The sequence below is a fragment of the Pseudoxanthomonas yeongjuensis genome, from assembly GCF_010093345.1.
Lineage (GTDB): Bacteria > Pseudomonadota > Gammaproteobacteria > Xanthomonadales > Xanthomonadaceae > Pseudoxanthomonas_A > Pseudoxanthomonas_A yeongjuensis.
Window position 1 is genome coordinate 1290052 of record NZ_PDWT01000001.1, and the last position, 22477, is coordinate 1312528.

Consider the following 22477-nt stretch of genomic DNA (forward strand, 5'->3'; position numbering starts at 1 on the left):
AGTCCCCTTGGGGGACAGACCGCGCCCTGATACGCACGGCGCCAAAACTAGAGAGAAGCCGGCCCTTCAGATCACCAGGCTGGCGTCTTTCAGCTTGTGGATCTCGTCGCGCAGGCGCGCCGCGTCCTCGAACTCCAGGTCGCGCGCGTGCTGGTACATCCGCTGCTCCAGCTGCTTGAGCCGGGCGGCGATCTGGGCCGGGCTGAAGGAAGCGTAGTCCGGCGCCTCCTCGGCCACGCGTCTGCCCTTGCCGCGCCCTCCCTTGCCGCTCTGGCCGCCCTCGTTGGCCGCCTCGCTGCGCGCGCCTTCCAGGATATCGACGATGGGCTTGGCCACCGAAATCGGGGTGATGCCGTGCTCCAGGTTGTATTCCACCTGCTTCTCGCGGCGACGGTTGGTTTCGTCGATCGCCGCCTGCATCGAGTTGGTGATCTTGTCGGCGTACAGGATCGCCTTGCCGCGCAGGTTGCGGGCGGCGCGGCCGATGGTCTGGATCAGCGAACCGCGCGAACGCAGGAAGCCTTCCTTGTCCGCGTCCAGGATCGCCACCAGCGACACCTCGGGCATGTCCAGGCCCTCGCGCAGCAGGTTGATGCCGACCAACACGTCGAACTTGCCCAGGCGCAGGTCGCGGATGATCTCGACCCGCTCCACCGTGTCCACGTCCGAATGCAGGTAGCGCACCCTGACCCCGTGTTCGCCCAGGTATTCGGTCAGGTTTTCGGCCATGCGCTTGGTCAGGGTGGTGATCAGCACGCGATCGCCCATGGCCACGCGCAGGTTGATCTCGGACAGCACGTCGTCGACCTGGGACGCGACCGGGCGGATCTCCACCGGCGGATCGATCAACCCGGTCGGACGCACCACCAGTTCCACCACTTCCCCGCCCGACTCGCGCAATTCGTAGGGTCCGGGCGTCGCCGAGACATAGATGCTGCGCGGCGAGCGCATTTCCCATTCCTCGAACTTCAGCGGCCGGTTGTCCAGCGCCGAAGGCAGGCGGAAACCGAAGTCCACCAGCGTCGTCTTGCGCGAACGGTCGCCCTTGTACATGGCGCCGATCTGCGGAATGGTCACGTGCGATTCGTCGCACACCAGCAACGCATCCGGCGGCAGGTAGTCGAACAGGGTCGGCGGCGGCTCGCCCGGCAGCTTGCCGGTGAGGTGGCGGGAATAGTTTTCGATGCCGTTGCAGTAGCCGACCTCGGCCATCATCTCCAGATCGAACTGGGTGCGCTGGGCCAGGCGCTGCGCCTCCACCAGCTTGTTCTGTGCGTACAGCTCTTCGAGCCGCGCCTTCAATTCGACCTTGATCGTCTCGATGGCCGCCAGCACGCGGTCGCGGGTGGTGGCGTAATGGGTCTTGGGGTAGATGGTGAAGCGCGGCAACCTGCGCAGGGTCTCGCCGGTCAGCGGATCGAACAGGGTCAGGTTCTCGATCTCGCCGTCGAACAGCTCGATGCGCAGCGCCTCGATGTCGGATTCGGCCGGGAACACGTCGATGACCTCGCCCTTGACCCGGAACGTGCCGCGATGCAGTTCGTATTCGTTGCGGGTGTACTGCAACTGGGTCAGGTGCTTGATCAGGTCGCGCTGGTCGATATGCTCGCCGCGCGACAGGATCAGGCGCAGCGACAGGTAGTCCTCGGGCGCGCCCAGGCCGTAGATCGCAGAGACCGTGGCGACCACGATCGTGTCGCGACGGGAAAGCAGCGCCTTGGTCGCGGCCAGCCGCATCTGCTCGATGTGCTCGTTGATCGAGCTGTCCTTCTCGATGAAGGTGTCCGACGACGGCACATAGGCTTCGGGCTGGTAGTAGTCGTAGTAGCTGACGAAGTACTCGACCGAGTTGTGCGGGAAGAACGACTTGAATTCGCCGTACAGTTGCGCGGCCAGGGTCTTGTTCGGGGCCATCACCAGGGTCGGCTTCTGCACCGCCTGGACCACGTTGGCGATGGTGTAGGTCTTGCCGGAGCCGGTGACGCCGAGCAGTGTCTGCTTGGCCAGGCCGGACTCGAATCCCTCGATGAGTCTGGCGATCGCCTGCGGCTGGTCGCCTGCGGGCGAGTACGGGGAAACGAGTTCGAAACGTTCGGTCATGGCGGGGATTCTGTGGCGACTGGCCAGTATAGCGGTGGCCGGGATTACGGCCGTGTCAGGGAAATCCCTACGTACCGGCACGTCGCCCGCCGATTCAAGGCGCCGGGCGATGGGAGGAATCTGGACAAGCCCGGACTGGGCCCACCAGGAGATCACCATGCGCAGGACGCGTACCGAATTCCATCCGAACCGACATTGCCTCCAGCGACTGCCCGCCTGCGGAACCTCCGCCAGGATCGAGACCGGCTTCAGCCTGGTCGAGGCGCTCACGATCCTGGCCATCACCGCCCTCCTGTTGCTGGTCGGGGTGCCTTCCTATGCGGGTCTGGTCGAAAGCCAGCGCGTGAGTTCCGCCATGCACCTGCTGACCGCGCACATGGCTTCGGCCCGCATCACCGCCATCACCTACCGCATCCCCACGGTGGTCTGCCCCTCCGACCGGGCCGGTGGTTGCCGCCGCGACGGCGACTGGAGCCAGGGTTGGCTGATGTTCTTCGATGCCGACGGCAACCGCCAGCCCGACTCCCGCCAGGACATCCTGCGCGATGAGAACGCACCCATCCACCCGTCTCTGCGCATCGTTTCCTCGGCGGGCCGCGCGCAGCTGCGTTACCTGCCTGATGGCCGCAGCGCCGGCAGCAATATCAGCGTGCGCCTGTGCCGCGAAGACAGGTTGCTGGCCCGGGTCATCGTCAACAACAGCGGTCGGATCCACGGCGAAAACGCATCCGGATCGAAGCCCTGCCGTGGCTGAACAAAGTCGGAGGGAATACACGCATAGCGGAGCCCTGTACTGGAAAAGGGCTTCAACGAACGCAAACCAGCCTTGCCTGACCGAATCGTCCCCCCTACAATAGCCGGCCCGCCCGAATAGCTCAGCCGGTTAGAGCACTTGACTGTTAATCAGGGGGTCGTTGGTTCGAGTCCAACTTCGGGCGCCAAGCATTGCAAGTACCGAGGCCGCGAGCAATCGCGGCCTTTGTTGTTCCTGGGTCAGGTCCGACGCGATGCAGTGGATGGAATGCCTGCCGCGTCTCGAGCACGCCGGCTAGGCATCGGAATATTCGCGCGGGGTGCGCTTCAGGCCGCTGAGCAACTGATAGGCACTGCCACCGCATTGCGCGGCCAACCCGCCGATGCGCACCTGCCGGCCCCACAGCTCGACGCGGCTGCCGAGTCCGGCCGCTGGATGATCGGTGAGATCCACCGTGAGCATGTCCATCGAGACCCGGCCGATCAGCCGGCCAGTACGGCCGTCGATGGCCACCTCCGTTCCATTGGGCGCATTCTGCGGATAGCCGTCGGCGTAGCCCATCGCGACCACGCCGACGCGGGTCGGACCCGCGGTGACGAAGCGCCCGCCGTAGCCGATGGGTTCGCCCGCCGGCAGTTCGCGCACGCTGATGATCCGCGATTCCAGGGTCATCACCGGCTGCAATGCATCGGCCAGCGGATGCGCGCGGTCGAAAGGATTGGCGCCGTACAGCATCAGTCCCGGACGCGCCCAATCGCTGCGCAACTGCGGCCAGCCGAGCAGCGCCGGCGAGTTGGACAAACTGGTTTCGACCCGCAGGCGCGCATTCAAATCCGCGAACACCGCCGCCTGCTCGCCGGAATACGGATGATCCAGTTCGTCGGCGCGGGCGAAATGCGACATCAGCACCTGCACTTCCACCTGCGGCATCGCCTGCAGGCGTCGCCAGGCGGCTGCGCATTCCAGCGCCGACAAGCCGACCCGATGCATGCCCGAATCGAGTTTCAGCCAAACCTTCAGCGGTCGCGACCGCGTGCTGCGCTCCAGCGCATCCACCTGCCACTGCGCGTGGATCACGCACCAGAATCCGTGCTCTTCGATCAGGGCCAGTTCACCGGCTTCGAAAAAACCTTCCAGCAACAGGATCGGCCCGCGGATGCCGGCCGCGCGCAGTTCCAGTGCTTCCTCGATGCAGGCCACCGCGAACCCGTCGGCCTCGTCCTGCAGCGCTTGCGCGCAACGGATCGCGCCATGCCCATAGGCATCGGCCTTGACCACCGCCAGCGCCCTGCCGCCGCCCAGCGCGCGGGCCTGGCGATAGTTGTGGCGCAGCGCCTGCAGGTCGATCAGTGCGCGGGCTGGACGCATGATCCGGATTCACGCACGACACGGCCGCCGTAGCGGGAGATGTCCAGCCCTTCGCTGCTGATCTGCGGCACCTTGTTGGCCATCACGTCGGCCAGGTAGCGGCCGGAACCGCAGGCCATGGTCCAGCCCAGCGTGCCGTGGCCGGTGTTGAGGAACAGATTGGAATAGCGGGTGCCGCCCACGATCGGCGTACCGTCGGGCGTGGCTGGACGCAGGCCGGCCCAGAACGTGGCGCCCGCCTTGTCGCCGCCTTGCGGATACAGGTCGCCGACCACCTTCTCCAGCGTGGCGCGCCGGCGCGGCGACAGCGACAGGTCGTAGCCGGCGACTTCGGCCATGCCGCCCACGCGGATGCGATCGTCGAAGCGGGTGATGGCGACCTTGTAGGTTTCGTCGAGGATCGTCGACATCGGCGCCATCGCCGGGTTGGTGATCGGCAGGGTCAACGAGTAACCCTTCAATGGATACACCGGTGCGCGGATGCCCAGTGGCGCGAGCAGCCGGGGCGAATAACTGCCCAGCGCCAGCACGTAACGATCGGCGGTTTCGAGCTTGCCGTCGATGCGCACTCCGGTGATACGGTCTCCGGCATTCTCCAGTGTTTCTATCGTCTGTCCGAAACGGAACTCCACCCCCGCCGCTTGCGCCATCGCCGCCAGCTTTTGGGTGAACAGATGGCAGTCGCCGGTCTGGTCGTTGGGCAGGCGCAGGGCGCCGGTCAACTGACCGGACACGCCCGCCAGCGCCGGTTCGACCCTCGCGATGCCCGCGCGGTCCAGCAACTCGTAGGGCACGCCGTATTCCTGCAGCACCGCGATGTCCTTGGCCGCGCCATCCAACTGCGCCTGGGTGCGGAACAACTGGGTGGTGCCGAGCTCGCGCCCTTCGTAGGCGATGCCGGTTTCGGCGCGCAGTTCGTCCAGGCAATCGCGGCTGTATTCGGACAGGCGCACCATGCGCGCCTTGTTCACCGCATAGCGCGCGGCGGTGCAATTGCGCAGCAACTGCGCCAGCCACAGGTATTGATGGGGATCCAGGCCGGGATAGATCGCCAGCGGCGCGTGCCGCATGAACAGCCACTTCAACGCTTTAAGCGGCACGCCCGGCGCGGCCCACGGAGAAGCATAGCCAGGGGAAATCTGCCCCGCATTGGCGAAGCTGGTTTCCTGCGCCGGTTGCTGCTGCCGATCGACGACGGTCACCTCGAAACCCGCACGCGCCAGATACCACGCGCTGCATGTGCCGATAACCCCGTTACCCAATACCAATACCCGCATGCCGAGCCCTCGTCAGACCTCCGTCCCGGATCGATTCGCGGAACAGGCAGACTGGCGCTGATTATACGCGGACCCATTCGGGTTTATTCCCGGTATTGCCCCGTGTCTCCGGCAAAGAATACGGTTATGGCGACTGCGATAACCGGTTTTCGCCATGCTTCCGGGATGAAGCTGCCCGCGTTCGGTCGTCGCCTTGATTGCTGCGCGGCTTCGCAAGTCCGAGCTTGGCCGGATGCTTTTTATTCTGCGCAAGGAGCATCCAGGCAAGCTCGGACCTACGCCGGGTCCTGCGCCCCCTCCCTTTGCGGGAGAGCGGCCGCTTCGGGCAGCGAAGCAGAGCCTGCCTCCACGAAGACGGGAGGAGAGGGCCCGCCTCCTGTCCCACGAAGAGTCTCCGGGCAAGCCCGGATCCGCTTCTGGAGGAAGTCGTCTTGGGAAACAAAGCCAAGGCTGTGCTTCTCGTGATAGCCGGGAAGACCGGAAGCAGGATCGAGATCGAAGGCATCCCTCCTCGACCCTCCCCTGCGCTGCACGCAAGGAGGCAAGGGCGGCGCTGCGTTACCTGGCCATGTCTTCCTCGGAAGGCATGACGAACACAGATGCTGCGCACCGACGGAAACCCCCTATGCGGACAAGGCGACTACAACTGCAATTCATCGCACGATCCGTTCACGACTTGCGGCCGACGCCTGCCATCAACGCAGGCTCGTGGAAGTTCGGCTGGCGCTCCAGAAGAAACGGATCCGCAAGCCACCCAATGAAGACTGATCGAGTTCCATCGTGCCGCCCGTCGCTTCCACCAGTTCGCGGGCGATGGCCAGGCCGAGCCCGCTGCCGCCGCCGGATTCGTCCAGGCGTCCTCCGCGCATCAGCGCATCATCGACGCGGTCCCGGGCGATGCCCGGCCCGTCGTCCTCGATCGCCAGGCTGGTCCATTCCGGTCCCGCGGCGCCGCCCACGCGTACCTGGCGGCGCGCGTACTTCACCGCGTTCTCGAGCACCGCGCCGAGGATTTCCGAAAGGTCGTCCGGCCTGATCGCCAGCTGCAGGCTGGCCGGAACATCCAGCGAGAAGGCCAGCTGCCCGCCCTTTTCCGTGTGTTCCAGCACCGTCACCACCCGCTCGACCGCCGCATGCAACGAAGTGAGGGCGCCTGTCTTGCGCGCGACCGTAGCGATACGGGCACGGGCCAGTTCGGCATCGATGGTGGCGCCGATCGCGGCGATGGCGCGATCCATTCCTTCCGCCGCCGCGGTCGCTCCGGCCTCGCCGGCGCGACGGCTTTGCGCGGCCAGGGCGGCGAGCGGCGTCTTCAGCCCGTGGGCAAGATCCGCGGCGCGGCGGCGGGCCAACTCCAGATCGTGTTCGCGCGCATCCGCAAGCGAGTTGATCGCATCGGTCAATGGCTGGATTTCGCGCAGGCTGGATTCGGGCAGGCGTGCGCTGGCGCTATCGCGCAAGGCCGCGAGTTCGCCACGCACCTTGCCCAGCGGTCGCAATCCCAGGGCGACCTGCAGCCAGGCGGCCGCCGAAAGCACCAGCCACAACACCGCGAGGAAAATGCCCAGCTCGCGACCGAATTCCGCACGCGCAGAAGCCAGTGGGCGTGTGTCCTGGGCCAGTTGCACCACGACCGGCGGTTTGCCCGAATCCGGCACCAGGCTGCGCTCGAGCACCGACACCGACTGGCGGAACGGACCCTGCAGATGACGCACGCGCCAGTCGCCGGCGGGCGCATCGGTGGGCACCGGCAAGGCTGCATCCCACAACGAACGCGAGCGCAGCGCGCCGTTGCGCGTCGAGATCTGCCAATAGTAGCCGCCGGCCGGTTTCTGCAGACGCGGATCGCGCGGTTCGGCGTCGAGCAAAGGCCGTCCGTCCGCGGCCAGCGAAAGATCGGCCACCAGGCCCAGCGCATCGCGGGTCATTTCGTCCTGCAGTCGCCGTTCCAGGTGACGCTCGAACAACAGGGTCATGAACAACCAGGCGACGACCAGCGCGACCAGGATCGCGGCGGTGGCGCCGAGCAGCAGACGCCAGCGCAGCGAGCGCGCGATCAAGCGCCGGTTTCCAGCAGGTAGCCGAAACCGCGGCGGGTGACGATGACGTCCGCGCCGAACTTGCGCCGCAATCGCGCGACGATGGCTTCGATCGCGTTGGCATCGCCGCTCTCGGTGGCGCCGTACAGGTGCTCGGCCAGTTCATCGGCCGACACCGCACGGCCGGGCTGGTGGGCGAGGAAATCGAGCAGGCGGAATTCCAGCGGCGAGAGTTTCGCCGGCGCGCCCTCGAACACCGCGCTCATGCGCGTGGTATCCAGGCGCAGTCCGCCGATCACCACGACACTGGACAAACGCCCCGCCCCGCGCCGGACCAGGCCGCGCAGGCGCGCGACCAGTTCGCCCATCTGGAAAGGCTTGGAAAGATAATCGTCGGCGCCGGCCTCGATGCCTTCCACCTTCTCGGTCCAGTCGCCACGCGCGGACAGCACGATCACCGGAAAGCCGCGGCCCGCCGAGCGCCAGCGGCGCAGCACCGACAAACCATCCAGGCGCGGCAAGCCGAGATCGAGGATAGCGGCGTCGTAGTCCTCCACGTCGCCCTGGTACCACGCGGCCTGGCCATCCGCGGCGACGTCGACGGAGAAGCCCGCCGCTTCCAGCGCGCGCTGCAGGTCGGCACTGATGTCCGGATCGTCCTCGACCACGAGACAACGCATGGATCAGTCGTCCTTGATCTTCACGACCGCGCCGTTGCGCGCGTTCAAGGTGATCTTGCGGACCAGTCCGGTGGGCGTCAGCACCTTCACCTCGTATTCCCAGCCCTCGTCCTCGCGTTCCAGCTCGACCTCGATGACGTCGCCGGCGACGCGGCGCTGGGCGATATCCAGGATGTGGTCCAGCGGCAGGATCTCGCCACGCCGCAGCAATTCGCGCGCTTCGACATGGTCGTCCTTGTGCTTGTCCTTGCCCGCCATCACCGCAGTCGCGGGAAGCAGGGCGGCCGCTGCGATCAGGGCCAGCGGGGCGGCGAAACGGCGAAGGCGCGTGGAATTATTCATGGGCCGAGCTTGCGGCAACGCTCCTGACATTTGTCTGACATTTGCGGCGACCTTGCTGTCAGCACGCCCAGTCTAGCCTGCGGGTCACTTCCAGGGAAACCGACCACGATGCCGACCGGAAAACGACCGACGCTCGCCTGGCTGGGACTGTGGGCAATCTGTTGCACGGCTGTTCCCGCCATCGCGCAGACTTCATCGCGCCCGGGCGTGACCGAATACCCGCGCGAATATTTCGCCGGCAATGCCCCGTCCAACGCCCGCGACATGATCGAGCGCCTGCCGGGTTTCAGCATCGTCGAAGCCGACGAAGACGTGCGCGGCTACGCGGCGGCGCAAGGCAACGTGCTGATCGACGGCGCACGACCCTCGAGCAAGCGCGAGGACATCGGACAGTTGCTCAAGCGGATCCGGGCGACGTCGGTGGAGCGCATCGAACTGATCCGCAGCGGCGCGGCGGGAGTCGACCTGGGCGGCTACCCGGTCCTGGCCAATGTGGTGCGTCGCCGCGACGCGACCACCGAGTCCGCACTCGAAGCCGGCGCGGTCGCTTCCACCGATGGCTGGCTGGCTGCGCAAGGCCAGTGGGAATACGGCAGGCGCTGGGAAGAGCAGGCCCTGGACCTGGCGTTGAAGCTGGAACCGGAGCTGGACGACGATAGCGGCAGCGGCACGATCTCCGTGTTCGCCCCCGATGGATCGCTGCTGGAACGCAGCCGACTCGACACCCGCACGGTCAAGCGCAAGGGCGAAGCCAGCGTGGGTTGGCGGCGGCCGCTTGCGGGCGGACGCATGACCCTGACCGCTGCCGCGCGTGGCGAACGCGCGCATACCGATACCGGCATCGATGCGCTCACCGCCGATGCGGACAGCGGGACGGTCGCGGAAGACGAGAATTCGACCGTGGCCGAAATCGGGCTGCGCTATGTGCGCCAGGTCGGTGCGCATTCGACCCTGGAAGCGATGATCAGCCAGCAGCTGGGATGGCTGAAGGACCGGGAGCACTCGCTCGAGGACGGCGAGGACGAAACCTTCGACGAATCCACCGATACCGGCGAAGGCATCGCCCGCATCGACCTGACCCACGAGCGCTCGCCGCGCCTGTCCTTCGCCACCTCGCTGGAGGGCGCATACAACTTCCTCGAGAGCGAGGCCGAGCTGATCCAGGAGGGCGAACCGGTGGCGCTGCCGGGATCGGACGTGCGGATCGAGGAAAAGCGCATCGAGGCCGCTTTCGGCGCCACCTGGAAACCGGCCGACGACTGGGTGCTGGAAGCGGGCATGCGGGTCGAGCAATCGTCGATCGCGCAGACCGGCGACAGTCCGCTGCGGCGTCGCTTCACCTACCCCAAGCCGCGGCTGGCGCTGCGCTGGGATGCGAACGAAGAGAACCAGTTGCGCCTGTCGCTGTCGCGCGAGGTCGGGCAACTGGATTTCGCCGATTTCGTCGCCTCCGCCTCGCTGGATACCGGCATGGTCAGCGCCGGCAACGCCGAGCTGGAACCGGACAAGACCTGGCGACTGGTCGCCGCCTGGGAGCGTCGCCTGTGGACCGACGCGACGTTGACCCTGAGCTGGACCCACGACCGTATCGACGACGTGGTCGACCGCGTGCTGGTGGTCACGTCCGATGATGTGTTCGATGCGCCCGGCAACATCGGCAGCGGCCGCAGGGACACGCTGGCGATGGAACTGTCCGCGCCACTGGATCGCTTCGGTTTCATTGGAGGCCACCTGCGCTCTTCCGCGTTGTGGCGCCGGAGCCGGGTCGCCGATCCGGTCACCGGCGAAAATCGCCCGATCTCGGAAGAGAATCCGGTCGAAGCGTCGATCGAACTGGGCCAGGACCTGCCGGCGTTGCGCATGAACTGGGGAATCGAATTCGAGCACATCGCCGAGCGCGAGACCAAGTACCGCTTCGACGAAGTGGCGCGCGAATCCGAGGACGCGGGATGGACCCTGTTCGTCGAGCGTCGCATCGGCGAACGTTGGCGCGTGCGCGCCGAAGCCACAGACCTGTTCGGTCGCGATTTCGCCGAGTCGCGCGCCAAGTACGACGGCCCGCGCTCGACTTACCCGATCGCGGAGATCGAACGCCGCAAGCGGGTCACGCCGGGTTATTTCAGTCTGGTTTTCCGTCGTAGTATGGGCGACTAGGCCAGCCGTCCGGCACATCCTGGCCGTAGTAGCCGCCGCCGCGCTTGAAGCGTTGCAGCCGTTCCAGTTCATCCGGGTCGGACTTGCTGTCCCAGGTCCTGATCCCGTTCTTCAGGTCGTCCGGGGTCAGCACCAGCGGCTCCCACACCGCCTCGCCCATCACGTCGTGCAGGGTGTAGGTCAGGGTCGGTTTCGCGCCGGTCATGTCGAAGCGCATCAGGCCCACGTTGACCGAACGCGTCCAGGTGTCGCGCACGCGCACTTCCGGCGCCTGCCGGGTGTTCTTGGCCGCCGGCATCTGCGCCAATGGCGAGGAGCAGAAATCGTAGATGTCGTAGCCGCCCTCGCCCGAGCGCGGGATGCAGTTCAGTTCGCCCATGTGCGAATCGCCGGAGATGCAGACCACTCCGCCGATATCGTTGTCGCGGACGAAGTCGAAGAGTTCGGTGCGCTCGCTCAGGTACACGCCCCACGAATCGCCGCCCTTCTCGTTCTCCGCGCACGACCAGCCGCCGCCGATGGCCAGCACCTTGAACGGCGTGCGGCTGGCCTTGAGCTCGCGCTTCAGCCATGCCTTCTGTCGCGCGCCGAGCATGGTCTTGCCGGCATCGTCGGTCTTGTCGATGGGGTCGCGGTGGTAGCGGCCGTCGAGGACGAAGAAATCCACGCCGCCGTAATGCTGCTTGAAATACACGCCGGGGTTGTCGGCCTCGCCGCTCGCGGGGTTCGCCCAGAAGTTGCGGAACACCTGCAGCGACTCGTCCTTGAACGGACTGCGGCCATCGGAATTGTTGTAGCCGAAGTCGTGGTCGTCCCAGGTGGCCAGCTGCGGCGTGGAGCGCAACAGCGGTTCAAGGCGTTCGACCACGCGGCCGCGGCCGTAGAGATCGACCAGCGCGGCGCGCTGGTCGCTGTCGGCATAGACGTTGTCGCCGAGCCACAGGAACATGTCCGGCTCCAGCGCGCGCACCGCGTTCCAGATGCGCTGGTCCGGGTCGTACTGGATGCGGCAGCAGGAGCCGAAGGCGACGCGGAAATCGGCGGCGCCGGCGGGCGCGGTCCTGGTCCGGTGCGGCAGGAACTGGTAGCGGTCGCCCTCGCCCGCATACTTGAGGCGGTACCAGTACGGCGTATCGGGCTGCAGTCCTTCCGCGCGCAGGGTCACGCAGCAATCGTCCCCGGCATTCGCAATCGCGCTGGAGCCTTGCAGCACGGTTTTGAAGTCGCGGTCGGTCGAGTACTCCAGCTTCACTTCGAACGCGCCGCTGGCGCGCACCCATACGGTGAAGTGGTTCGGCCCGGGCGATCCGATCATCGGCCCTTGCAGCGCGCGCGGATAGCCCAGCGCTTCGGCCCAGCTGCGCGGTATCGCCGAGAACAGCGCGGCCAGTCCGGAACCCTTGAGGAAAGTACGGCGGCGCAGTTTCATCCTTCGACTCCTATCGCAGGGCTTCGTTGAGCTTTTCGATCAGCGCGGCCTGCACCGCGCCATTCGAAACGCAGACATTCTGTCCATGCAGGTCCAGCGGCCCGCCGGTTACCGAGGTGGCAACGCCGCCCGCTTCCTTCACCAGGATGATGCCCGGCGCCATGTCCCAGGCATTGAGCGCGCGTTCCCAGTAAGCGTCCCAGCGACCCGATGCGACCCATGCCATGTCCACCGCGCAGGCGCCGGTGCGGCGGATGCCGGCGACTTCCGCGCTCAGCAGCGCCATCTCGCGCGCGAACACCGGATGGTCGGGTTTGCCGGCGAAGGGAATGCCGCAGGCCAGCACCGATTCGATCAATGTGGCGCGAGTGGAAACATGGATGCGCTGGCCGTTGAGCCAGCAACCCTTGCCCTGCTCGGCCACGTACATTTCCTCGATCACCGGCAGGTAGGTGACGCCGGCGACGACTTCGCCTTCGCGCGCCAGGGCGACGTTGACGCCCCACAGCGGCGTGCCGAACAGGAAGTTGGTGGTGCCGTCCAGCGGATCGACGATCCAGGTGTTGGCGGCGTCGCTGCCGCCGAATGCGCCGCCCTCCTCGCCCAGGAAGCCATAACCCGGCTGCGCCTTGGCGAGGATGCCGCGGGTGGTGCGCTCGGCTTCCTCGTCGGCGATGGAGACCAGGTCGGCGGGGCCGCTCTTGGAGCGGACGCCGAGTTCGGACAACTGGCCGAAATGTTTCAGCAATCCGGCGCCGGCCGCTTGCGCGGCCTCGATCATCGCCAACAGGTCCCGCGAAGGTTCAAGCACGTCGTCTTCCTCAGTCTCTAAGTTTGGTGCGCCACAGACTGGTGGCGAGCAGCGTGGCCAGTACCGAACAACCGATCCAGAACCAGATCACCGGGCCGAAATCGTAGCTGCGCACATCACCAATCACGGTCATGCCTTTTTCGATCAGCAGGCCCGACACCTGTTCCTGGATGCCCGCGCCGATATAGCTGAAGATGCCGATCACGCCCATCGCCGCACCGGCGACGCGCTTGGGCGCGATATCCACCGCGAACAGTCCGCCCAGCGAAGTGACCATGCCGGTCATGCCCATGCCGAACAACAGCATGCCCGTCACCAGCACCGGCATGCTGGCCGGGCCGAAGAAGATCAGCAGCAGGCCGATCAGCTCCAGCGCGCCGAACAGCAAATTGGCCGGCGGACGCCGGCCACTGAACACTTTGTCCGACACCAACCCGAAAGCGATGGCGCCGACGATGCCGGCCAGCGTGCTGACCATCAACAGGGTGCCCGCCGCTGGTAACGAGAAACCACGCGCTTCCTGCAGGTACAGCACGCCCCAGGAATTGATCGCATAGCGGGTGACGTAGGTCAGCGCGCTGGCCAGGCACAACACCCAGATCGCCGGGATCCTGAGGATGGAAAGCTGCAGGCCGATGACCGATTTCGCCGCGGGCTTTTCGGCTTCGCCGTAGTTGTCGTTCTTCCAGTCGTTGACCGCCGGCAAACCCATGGTGCGCGGGCGGTCCTGGATCAGCGCGAAGCAACCGATCGCCGTGGCCACCCCGATCAGTCCCGGCCCCCAGAACCCCCAGCGCCATCCCAGCGCCGCGACCGTGCTGCCCACCACGAGGAAAGTCAGCCCTTCGCCGATCGAGTGCGCCGTGCTCCACAAGCCATAAGCGCGTCCGCGCTCGCGGTTCGAAAACCAGCTGGTCATCGCGACCACGCCGCCAGGCGCACCGAAACTCTGGAACCAGCCGTTCAGGCCCCACAGCATCACCGCCGCCCACAGCGCGGTGGTGAAACCCATCGCCAGGTTGCACAACGCGGTGGCGAGGAACGCGAACGCCAGGAAGCGCTTCATGTTGGCGTGGTCGGCGAGGAAACCGTTGGTCAGCTTGCCGATCGCATAGGTGTAGAACAGCGCCGAACCGATCATGCCGAGGTCGCTGGGCGAATAGATGCCCGAATCGATCAGCGGCTTCTTCACCACGCCCAGCGCGAGCCGGCAGGTATAGATCAATCCGTAGCCCAGGGTGATGGCCAGCATCACCCGGAAACGATGGCGTTTGTACAGGCTGTCGACCTGTGCGCGGTCGGACATCTCCGGCAGGTCGGCGCCGGTCGAGAAGAACTTCAGGATTCCACCAGCCACGATTCCCTCCCAGGAATGGTCGGACTCTTTCGTATCGGAGCGTTGCTCAGCGCATCGTCGGCAGGACGAAGCTCTGGTCGGTCACCGCGCCGCCTTTCGGCCAGCGCTGGGTCACGGTCTTGGTCCGGGTGAAGAAGCGCACCCCGTCCTGGCCGTACTGGTTGAGGTCGCCGAAGCCCGAACGCTTCCAGCCGCCGAAGCTGTGGTAGGCCACCGGCACCGGGATCGGCACGTTGATCCCGACCATGCCCACCTCCACCCGATCGGCGAATTCGCGCGCCGCATCGCCGTTGCGGGTGAAGATGCTCACGCCGTTGCCGTACTGGTGCTTCGACGGCAGTTCCAGCGCTTCCTCGAAGGTTTCCGCACGCACGATCTGCAACACCGGCCCGAAGATCTCTTCGCGGTAGGTTTTCATTTCAGAAGTCACGTGGTCGAACAGGCTCGGGCCGAGGAAGAAACCGTCTTCATGCCCCGGCAGCGAGAAACCGCGGCCATCGAGCACCAGTTCGGCGCCCTCGTCGACGCCGAGCTGGAGGTAGGACTCGATCTTGGCCCGATGCGCGGCATTGATCACCGGGCCGTAATGCGCCTGCGCGTCGGTGGAAACGCCGATGCGCAGCTCCTTCACCGCCGCGACCAGTTTCTCGCGCAGCGCTTCGGCGGTCGCCTTGCCCACCGGCACCACCACCGGCAAGGCCATGCAGCGCTCGCCCGCCGATCCGTAGGCCGCGCCGAGCAGGTCGGCCACGGTCTGGTCCAGGTCCGCATCCGGCAGCACGATGCCGTGGTTCTTGGCCCCGCCCATCGCCTGCATGCGCTTGCCGTGCTGCGCGCCGAGCGCATATACCGACTGGGCGATGTCGGAGGAACCGACGAAACTCACCGCCTTGATCGTCGGATGCCTGAGGATCGCCTCGACCGTGTCCTTGTCGCCATGGACCACGTTGAGCACGCCCGGCGGCAGGCCGGCTTCGATCATCAGTTCCGCCAGCCGCACCGGCACCGACGGATCGCGCTCCGAAGGCTTGAGGATGAAGGCGTTGCCGCAGGCGATGGCCGGGCCGAACATCCACATCGGGATCATCGCCGGGAAATTGAACGGAGTGATGCCGGCGACCACGCCCAGCGGCTGGCGCACCGAATACACGTCGATACCCGGGCCCGCGCCTTGCGTGTATTCGCCCTTGAGCAAGTGCGGGATGCCACAGGAGAACTCGATGACTTCCAGCCCGCGCTGCAGATCGCCTTTGGCATCGGAGACCACCTTGCCGTGCTCGGAAGACAGCAGGTGCGCCAGTTCGTCCATGTTCGCTTCGAGCAGGCGCTTGAACTCGAACATCACCCGCGCGCGGCGCTGCGGATTGACCTGGGCCCAGCCTCTCTGCGCCTCCGCGGCGTCGGTCACGGCGCGATCGAGTTCGGTGGCGGACGCCAGCGACACCCGCGCCTGCACCTGCCCGCGATTGGGATCGAAGACCTCGCCGTGCTTGCCCGAGGTGCCCGCGACGGACTGGCCGCCGATGAAATGTTCGATATTGCGCATGTTCGTATTCCTTGAAGTATTCGCGTTGCGGATCAACGCTTGCGCACGATCCAGTCGTGCGCCGGGTCGTTGCGGAAGACCCAATGGCGGCTGGGGCCGGCCATGACGTTGAGGTAGTACAGGTCGTAGCCGTGCGGCGCGCCGACCGGATGGTAGCCACGCGGCACCATCACCACGTCGCCATCTTCCACCGCGATGGTCTCGTCCAATGAGCGGTCGTCGGTATAGACCCGCTGGAAGGCGAAACCCTGCGGTGGCTGCAGGCGGTGGTAATAGGTTTCCTCCAGCGCCGATTCCTGTTCCGGCATGGCGGTGTCGTGCTTGTGCGGCGGATAGCTGGACCAGTGCCCGCCCGGGGTGATCACCTCCACCACCAGCAGGCCCTCGGCCGCTTCGGTCTCGGGCAGGATGTTGCGCACGTAGCGGGTGTTGGTATCGCTGCCGCGCACTTCGCGCGACATGCTTGCCGGGTCGATCAGGCGCACCTGTCCCGCGCCTGTTCCCGGCGCGGTGCATACCGCGAGTTCGACTTCTGTTTTAGCGACGACTTCGAACGCGACGCCGGCGGGAACATAGACCGCCCCCGGCGCCTTGTCCTCGAACGGCGTGGCGCGACCGCCCAGATCCTCGAACGCTTCGTCGCCAGCCTTGATATCCGCCGTTCCCGCGACCAGCACCAGGCAGGTTTCGCGACCGGCGAAATGTCCGGCGTGGCGCCCGCCCGCCTGCAGGCGCACGACACGGAAGCCGACGTGTTCCCAGCCCGCGCTGGCCGGGGTCACCTCCAGCACGGTGCCGGTGGCGTCTGGCGCATGCGGGCGGACGCGCAGCTGCGGCATCAGTGCAGCCCCGCCTTCGCCGCTTCGTCCTTCAATGTCTTCAGGCCCAGCGCCGCATAGGTACGCGGATCGGCCAGCTTGGGATCCTGTTCGGCTTCGATCACGATCCAGCCGGAATAGTCGATGGCCTTCAGCGCACTCATGATCCCGGCGTAGTCCAGGCCGCCGTCGCCGGGCACGGTGAACATGCCCGAGAGCACGCCGTCGAGGAAACTGGATTTGCCTTGCTTCGCCCTGGCGAAGGTCTCCCAGCGCACGTCCTTGCAATGCACATGGGCAACGCGCGCCGGATGGTTACGGATCACATCCAGCGAATCGACGCCGCCGAGCGCGGCATGTCCGGTGTCCAGGGTCAGCCCGACCGACGGGCCGGTGTTGTCGATGAAGGCCTGCAGGTCGGCCGCGTTCTCGACCACCGTGCCGAGATGATGGTGGTAGGCGAACTTCAGGCCTTGCGCCTGGATGTAGTCGGCGACCGCGGTCATCCGCGATCCGAACAGCACCCAATCATTGCCACTGAGCCGCGGGGTGCCGGACAACGGCACGCTGCGGTCGCCATGCACGGCATTGCTGGTTTCGGCGAACACGAACACGCTGCTGTCCAGCGCCTTGAGCAACGCAAGATGCGGCTGCAGCGCTGCGATCTCCGCTTCGGCATCCTGGGCCAGCAGCGAACCGCTGTACCAGCCGCCGATCAGGTCGATGCCGTAATTTGCCAACAGCGGCTTCAGCGTGGCCGCCTCGCGCGGGAACTTGCCGCCCAGTTCGACGCCCTCGAAGCCGAGCTCCTGGATGTCCTTCAGGATGCTTTCCAGCGGCGTGTCGCCGCCCAGCTCGGGCATGTCGTCGTTGGCCCAGGCGATGGGACTGACACCGAATCGGATACTCATGGTTTCATTGCGCTCATGACAGGTCTCTCTTCATGCGCACGCCGTCTTCGTAGGCACGGCGTGCGGCGTTGACTTCGGGGCGGTCGGAAACTTCGGGGACGGCCACGTCCCACCACCAGCCGCCGGCTTCGGTGGTTTTCAATGGATCGGTGTCGATGACGACGACGTAACTGCGGTCGGCGGCGCGGGCGCGGCCCAATGCGGCGGCGAGTTCGCCGAGCGTCTCCACTTTTTCCGACAGCGCGCCCAGGCTGCGCGCGTGCGCGGCGAAATCGATGTCGGCCAGCACTTCATGCCGCGAATCGGCGAGCAGGTTGTTGAAGCCCGGGCTGCCGGTGGCCTGCTGCAGGCGGTTGATGCAACCGTAGCCGCGGTTGTCCAGCAGCACCACGATCAGCTTGCGGCCCAGCATCACCGAGGTGGCCAGTTCCGAGTTCATCATCAGGTAGCTGCCGTCGCCGACCATGACCACCACTTCGCGATCGGGCTCGGCCATCTTCACGCCGAGGCCGCCCGCGATCTCGTAACCCATGCAGGAATAGCCGTATTCCAGGTGGTAGCCGCCCGGCTTCGAGGTCCGCCAGAGCTTGTGCAATTCGCCCGGCAATCCGCCGGCCGCGCAAACCACCACCGCATTGTCGGCGACCGCCCGCTGCACCGTTCCGATCGCCTGCGCGTCGCTGGGCAGTCTCTGGCTTTCTTCGCCTGCCGTCGCAGCGACCACCATCGCATTCCACTCGACGATGGCATTGCGGTTGCGCACCACCACGTCCTCGGGCACGCACCAATCGCGCAGGCGTTCGGCCAGCGCCTGGATCACCGTGCGCGCATCGCCAACCACCGACGCAGCGTTATGCTTGTGCGCATCGAAGGCCTGCACGTTGACCTGGAAAAGTTGGCGGTCAGGAAACAGGCTGCGCGAACCCGTGGTGAAATCCTGCAGGCGCGTGCCGATGCCGATAATCAGGTCGGCTTCCTGCGCCGCGGCGTTGGCCGCAGCCGATCCGGTGACGCCTATCGAACCCAATGCTCGTGGATGCTGCCACGACAGCACGCCCTTCCCCGCCTGCGTTTCCGCCACCGGCATGCCGGTGGCTTCGGCCAGCGCAGCCAGCGCGGCTTCGGCCTGGCTGTAACGCACACCGCCACCAGCGATGATCAGCGGGCGCTTCGAAGTGCGTATAGCGGCGACCAGTTCGTCGAGCTCATGTGCATCGGCGGCCTGGCGTCGCTGCCGCCACACACGACGCGCGAAGAAGTGCTGCGGATAATCGAAGGCTTCCGCCTGCACGTCCTGGCAGAACGCGAGCGTCGCCGGACCGCAGCCGGCGGGATCGAGCAGGGTCGCCAGCGCCTTCGGCAACGAATCGATCAGCTGTTCGGGCCGGGTGATGCGGTCGAAGTAGCGCGAGACCGGGCGGAAGCAATCGTTGGCCGACACGGTGGCGTCGCCGAAATCCTCGACCTGCTGCAGCACCGGATCCGGACGACGGCTGGCGTAGACGTCGCCCGGCACCAGCAGCACCGGCAAACGATTGACGTGCGCCAGCGCGGCGGCAGTGATCATGTTGGTCGCGCCCGGGCCGATGGAGGTGGTGCAGACCATCGCGCGCTGGCGGCGCATCTGCTTGGCGTAGGCGATGGCGGCATGGGCCATGCCCTGCTCGTTGTGCGCGCGCCAGGTGGGAAGATCGTCACGCCCGGCGTGCAGGGCTTCGCCCATGCCGGCGACATTACCGTGGCCGAAGATCGCCCACACGCCGGCGAAATACCGCACTTCCCCGCCATCCACTTCAACGTACTGGGCGGACAGCCATCGCACCATGGCCTGCGCTGCGGTCAGGCGTAGCGTCGACATGTCAGGCGGCTCCCTGTTGCGGAACGACGCCGGCCTTGGCCGCGCGCCAGGCATCGACCAGCACGGCGAAACGGCGCGACAGGTCGGCGATGGCGGTCTCGTCGTCGATCCCGCCCGCCAGCCATTTCTCGGCGGCGTCGGCGAAGATGGTGCGGCCGACGGCGAAGCCCTTGACGATCGGCGTCGACGCCGCCGCCTTGAACGAGGCGATCAGTTCCGCTTCCGGCGCCGACAGGCCCAGCAGCACCACCCCACGACAATGCGCGTCGTTGGCGCCGATGACGCGCTCGATATTGGCCCACGCCGCCGCGCTGTCGTTGGGTTCCAGCTTCCACCAGTCCGGTTTCATGCCCAGATCGTAAAGCCGCTGGATGACGCGCGATACCGTGGTGTCGTCGACCGCGCCGTTGCGCGAGGCGATGATCTCCACCAGCAGCTCGTGGCGGGTCTTGCGCGCGGCGTCCTGCAGCCGCAGCAACTGCCGTTCCTGGCGTTCGCGCAGGTCCTGCGCATCGTCGGGATGGTAGAAGACCAGGCACTTGATCACGTGGTTCGACGGCCAGGTGGCGAGTTCGGTGGCCACGTCGGCGGAACTTTCGAATTCCAGGGGGCACGAGCCCGGCAATTCGATCGGCCGCCCGATCCAGTAAGGCGCATCGGCCGCGGCTTCCAGTCCGCGCATGCCGAAGCGTCCGTCCAGCAGCACGCCGAAACGCGGGTCGCCCTGGGCCAGCCGGTCCACCGCCTTCAACGCCAGCGCCTTGAACGGTTCGATGCGCGAAGGATCCGCGCCGGTTTTCTCGCAGATGGCCTCGAACTGGCTGCGATGGTCCATCGCCAGCACGGTGAGCTCTTCCCAGCGGCCGACGCGCGTGCCGGCCCAGTGCGTCTGCTCCAGCGCCGCGTCGTCGCGCAGGCGGAATGGATATTCTTCGCCGCTGCCCAGGAACTGCTGCAGTTCCTGCCAGGTCGGCATCGCCGGTGCGCAGCCGTGGCGCGAGACGACAATGGCGCCGCAGGCGTTGGCGTAGCCGCAGGAAGTCTCCAGCGACTCGCCGCGCAACCAGCCGCGCAGGAAGCCGGCCATGAACGCATCGCCAGCGCCGAGCACGTTGAAGACTTCGACCTTGAATCCACGCCCGACCACCCCCTCGTCGAGGTGGCCGGGAATGGCCCCTGGAAACGCAGAACAACCCAGCGCGCCGCGCTTGCACACCAGCAGCGCATCGGTTTTTTCGCGGATCACGCGCAAGGCGGCGATCGTGTCGGTGCTGCCGCCGAGGATGTGCACTTCCTCTTCCGTGCCGACGATCAGGTCGCACAGCGGCAGCACTTCCTGCAGGCGCGCGGTGACCGCGTCGTGGGCGACGAAGCGGTTCTCGCCCGCATCCCTGCCGGTCAGCCCCCACAGCACCGGGCGGTAATCGATGTCGAACACGACCTTGCCGCCCGCGGCGCGCACGATTTCGCAGGCGCGCAGGCTGGCATCGAACACATTGGGTTGCGACAGGTGGGTGCCGTTGATCAGCACCGCGCCGGCCGAGCCGAGGAACGCGGGATCGACGTCGGCCGCTTCCAGGGCCATGTCCGCGCAGTTCTCGCGATAGAAGATCAGCGGGAAGGTGTCCGGATCGCGGATGCCCAGGAACACCAGCGCGGTCAGGCGTTGCGCGTCTTCCAGCACCCCGCGCGTGGAGACGCCTTCGCGCCGCAGCTGTTCGCGGATGAAACGGCCGAAGTGGTCGGCGCCGACCCGGGTCAGCAGGCCGCTGCGCAGGCCCAGGCGCGCGGCGCCGACCGCGGTGTTGGTGGGACTGCCGCCGATGTACTTGGCGAAGGAGGCCATGTCCTCCAGCCGGCCACCCACCTGTTCGCCATACAGGTCGATGCTGGATCGGCCGATGGTGATCAGGTCATGCCTGATCGGGTCGTGTTGTTGTTCCTTCCCAGCCATGCAGGCCGTCCCTCACCCGGTTGCGGGCGACGTTCGCCCCCAATGGATGTAACATATATTCCATTATTGAAATGAAAGCAACATTTGTTTCATTTCTTCGCGCGTTTGCTGGCCGCCGGCTTGCCCGGGCCGGCACCCGTGGCCGCGAATGCGTAGGAAATCACCAGCGCCTGGGCCAGGCACATCGATGCCGACAGCGAACGGAACTTGCGGATCTCGGCTTCGCGCACCTGCAGCACCAGCGACGCCGGCTTGGCCACCGGGCTGACCAGGCTGTCGCTGATCGACAGCACCTTGCAGCCCTTTTCCACCGCCGCATCGACCACGTGCACGGTCTCGCCGGCATAGGGGTGGTAACTGACCGCGATCAGCAGGTCGCGCCCGGTGATGCCGTGCACCTGCTGCAGCGACATGCCGCCCAGGCTGTCGATGAACACGGTCTTCTTGTCCACCTGCAGCAACGAATAGGCCAGGTAGGCGGCGACCGGGAACGAACGCCGGAAGCCGGCCACATACACGGTTTCGGCCTGGGAAATCAGCTTCACCGCGCTTGCGAGATCATCGCGGGCGATGATCTTGGACAGGTTCTGCAAGGCCAGCACGTTGCCCTCCACGAACTCGCCCAGCACCTGGCTGGGATCGCCGACCGTCTTGCCTTCCACGTTCTGGTTGAACTCGCGCACCCGTTCGCTGTAGCCCAGCGGCGCGGTGCCGGAAAGCAGGCCGTCGCGGAACAGGCGCTGCATCTGGGTCGCCCCGTCGAAGCCGAACGACTTGGCGAAACGGACGATGGCCGAAGGCTGCACGCCGGTACGCTCGGACAGCACGGCCAGGGTTTCCAGGGCGATCGCGTTGGGCTCGTCCAACACGTAGCGCGCGATCTGCTGCAGGCGCTTGCTCAGGGATTCGTAGCGGACCAGGATCGCCGCACGCAGTTCCTCCGCGGTGCCCGGCGGATTGTTCGACTCGGCCATGCAGCCGCTCCTCAGTAAGGTGGGTCCGGCATCCGCCGGCAGTTGGAATATAAAGTATTTTTCTGGAAATTCTATTACAATATGAAATAGAATAGAACTTCCATT

At 66.2% G+C, this 22477-nt stretch carries 17 protein-coding genes and 1 tRNA gene; 3 read left to right on the top strand and 15 right to left on the bottom strand.

What is annotated here, in order from left to right; translation table 11 throughout:
• Nucleotides 1-66 precede the first annotated feature (66 nt).
• Nucleotides 67-2100: an excinuclease ABC subunit UvrB gene (gene uvrB, locus CSC74_RS05785; RefSeq protein ID WP_162313422.1), complete on the bottom strand. Its 2034-nt coding sequence runs from the start codon at nt 2098-2100 to the stop codon at nt 67-69.
• A gap of 157 nt (nt 2101-2257) precedes the next feature.
• Here uvrB and CSC74_RS05790 point away from each other — a divergent pair, with 157 nt between their 5' ends.
• Both CSC74_RS05790 and CSC74_RS05795 read left to right on the top strand, forming a co-directional pair.
• Nucleotides 2258-2854: a GspH/FimT family pseudopilin gene (locus tag CSC74_RS05790; protein WP_162313423.1), complete on the top strand. Its 597-nt coding sequence runs from the start codon at nt 2258-2260 to the stop codon at nt 2852-2854.
• A gap of 110 nt (nt 2855-2964) precedes the next feature.
• Nucleotides 2965-3041 (top strand) — tRNA-Asn (locus CSC74_RS05795).
• A 107-nt stretch (nt 3042-3148) separates the two neighbouring features.
• Here the strand turns inward: CSC74_RS05795 and alr are convergent.
• The 5 genes from alr to CSC74_RS05820 form a co-directional block, all read right to left on the bottom strand.
• Nucleotides 3149-4222: an alanine racemase gene (alr, locus tag CSC74_RS05800; protein ID WP_162313424.1), complete on the bottom strand. Its 1074-nt coding sequence runs from the start codon at nt 4220-4222 to the stop codon at nt 3149-3151.
• The gene (locus tag CSC74_RS05805) at nt 4201-5499 is read right to left on the bottom strand and encodes a D-amino acid dehydrogenase (RefSeq protein WP_162313425.1); all 1299 of its coding nucleotides are present in this window, start codon (nt 5497-5499) and stop codon (nt 4201-4203) included. Before CSC74_RS05805 ends, alr begins: the two co-directional genes overlap by 22 nt.
• Before the next feature lie 695 nt (nt 5500-6194).
• The gene (locus CSC74_RS05810; protein ID WP_170865774.1) at nt 6195-7559 is read right to left on the bottom strand and encodes a sensor histidine kinase; all 1365 of its coding nucleotides are present in this window, start codon (nt 7557-7559) and stop codon (nt 6195-6197) included.
• Entirely contained in the window at nt 7556-8218 is a 663-nt protein-coding gene (locus tag CSC74_RS05815; RefSeq protein WP_162313426.1) for a response regulator transcription factor, read from the bottom strand. Before CSC74_RS05815 ends, CSC74_RS05810 begins: the two co-directional genes overlap by 4 nt.
• 3 nt (nt 8219-8221) lie before the next feature.
• Nucleotides 8222-8560 (bottom strand): PepSY domain-containing protein, encoded by a 339-nt coding sequence (locus tag CSC74_RS05820; RefSeq protein WP_162313427.1) that lies wholly within the window; start codon nt 8558-8560, stop codon nt 8222-8224.
• A 108-nt stretch (nt 8561-8668) separates the two neighbouring features.
• On the opposite strand from CSC74_RS05820, the gene CSC74_RS05825 reads away from it, so the two are divergent.
• On the top strand, nt 8669-10714 hold the full coding sequence (locus CSC74_RS05825; protein ID WP_162313428.1) for a TonB-dependent receptor plug domain-containing protein: 2046 nt from the start codon (nt 8669-8671) through the stop codon (nt 10712-10714).
• Here the strand turns inward: CSC74_RS05825 and CSC74_RS05830 are convergent.
• From CSC74_RS05830 to CSC74_RS05870, 9 genes are all read right to left on the bottom strand, one after another.
• Entirely contained in the window at nt 10680-12143 is a 1464-nt protein-coding gene (locus CSC74_RS05830; RefSeq protein WP_162313429.1) for an alkaline phosphatase D family protein, read from the bottom strand. The genes CSC74_RS05825 and CSC74_RS05830 overlap by 35 nt on opposite strands.
• 10 nt (nt 12144-12153) lie before the next feature.
• Nucleotides 12154-12954 carry an inositol monophosphatase family protein gene (locus tag CSC74_RS05835; protein ID WP_211369551.1) on the bottom strand — a complete coding sequence of 267 codons (801 nt, stop codon included), beginning with the start codon at nt 12952-12954 and terminating at the stop codon, nt 12154-12156.
• 10 nt (nt 12955-12964) lie between these two features.
• Nucleotides 12965-14311, bottom strand: a complete 1347-nt coding sequence (locus CSC74_RS05840; protein WP_211369552.1) for an MFS transporter — start codon at nt 14309-14311, stop codon at nt 12965-12967.
• Nucleotides 14312-14357: 46 nt separating this feature from the next.
• Complete coding sequence (locus CSC74_RS05845; RefSeq protein ID WP_162313430.1) at nt 14358-15857, bottom strand: CoA-acylating methylmalonate-semialdehyde dehydrogenase; 1500 nt, start codon at nt 15855-15857, stop codon at nt 14358-14360.
• 32 nt (nt 15858-15889) lie between these two features.
• Complete coding sequence (iolB, locus tag CSC74_RS05850) at nt 15890-16696, bottom strand: 5-deoxy-glucuronate isomerase (protein ID WP_162313431.1); 807 nt, start codon at nt 16694-16696, stop codon at nt 15890-15892.
• Nucleotides 16696-17586: a myo-inosose-2 dehydratase gene (iolE, locus tag CSC74_RS05855; protein WP_162313432.1), complete on the bottom strand. Its 891-nt coding sequence runs from the start codon at nt 17584-17586 to the stop codon at nt 16696-16698. Before iolE ends, iolB begins: the two co-directional genes overlap by 1 nt.
• Before the next feature lie 13 nt (nt 17587-17599).
• Complete coding sequence (gene iolD / locus CSC74_RS05860) at nt 17600-19444, bottom strand: 3D-(3,5/4)-trihydroxycyclohexane-1,2-dione acylhydrolase (decyclizing) (protein WP_162313433.1); 1845 nt, start codon at nt 19442-19444, stop codon at nt 17600-17602.
• Between the two features lies 1 nt (nt 19445).
• A complete protein-coding gene (locus CSC74_RS05865) occupies nt 19446-21398 on the bottom strand; it encodes a bifunctional 5-dehydro-2-deoxygluconokinase/5-dehydro-2-deoxyphosphogluconate aldolase (protein ID WP_162313434.1) in 1953 nt (650 codons plus the stop codon).
• An 89-nt stretch (nt 21399-21487) separates the two neighbouring features.
• Entirely contained in the window at nt 21488-22372 is an 885-nt protein-coding gene (locus CSC74_RS05870; protein WP_162313435.1) for a MurR/RpiR family transcriptional regulator, read from the bottom strand.
• Nucleotides 22373-22477 lie beyond the last annotated feature (105 nt).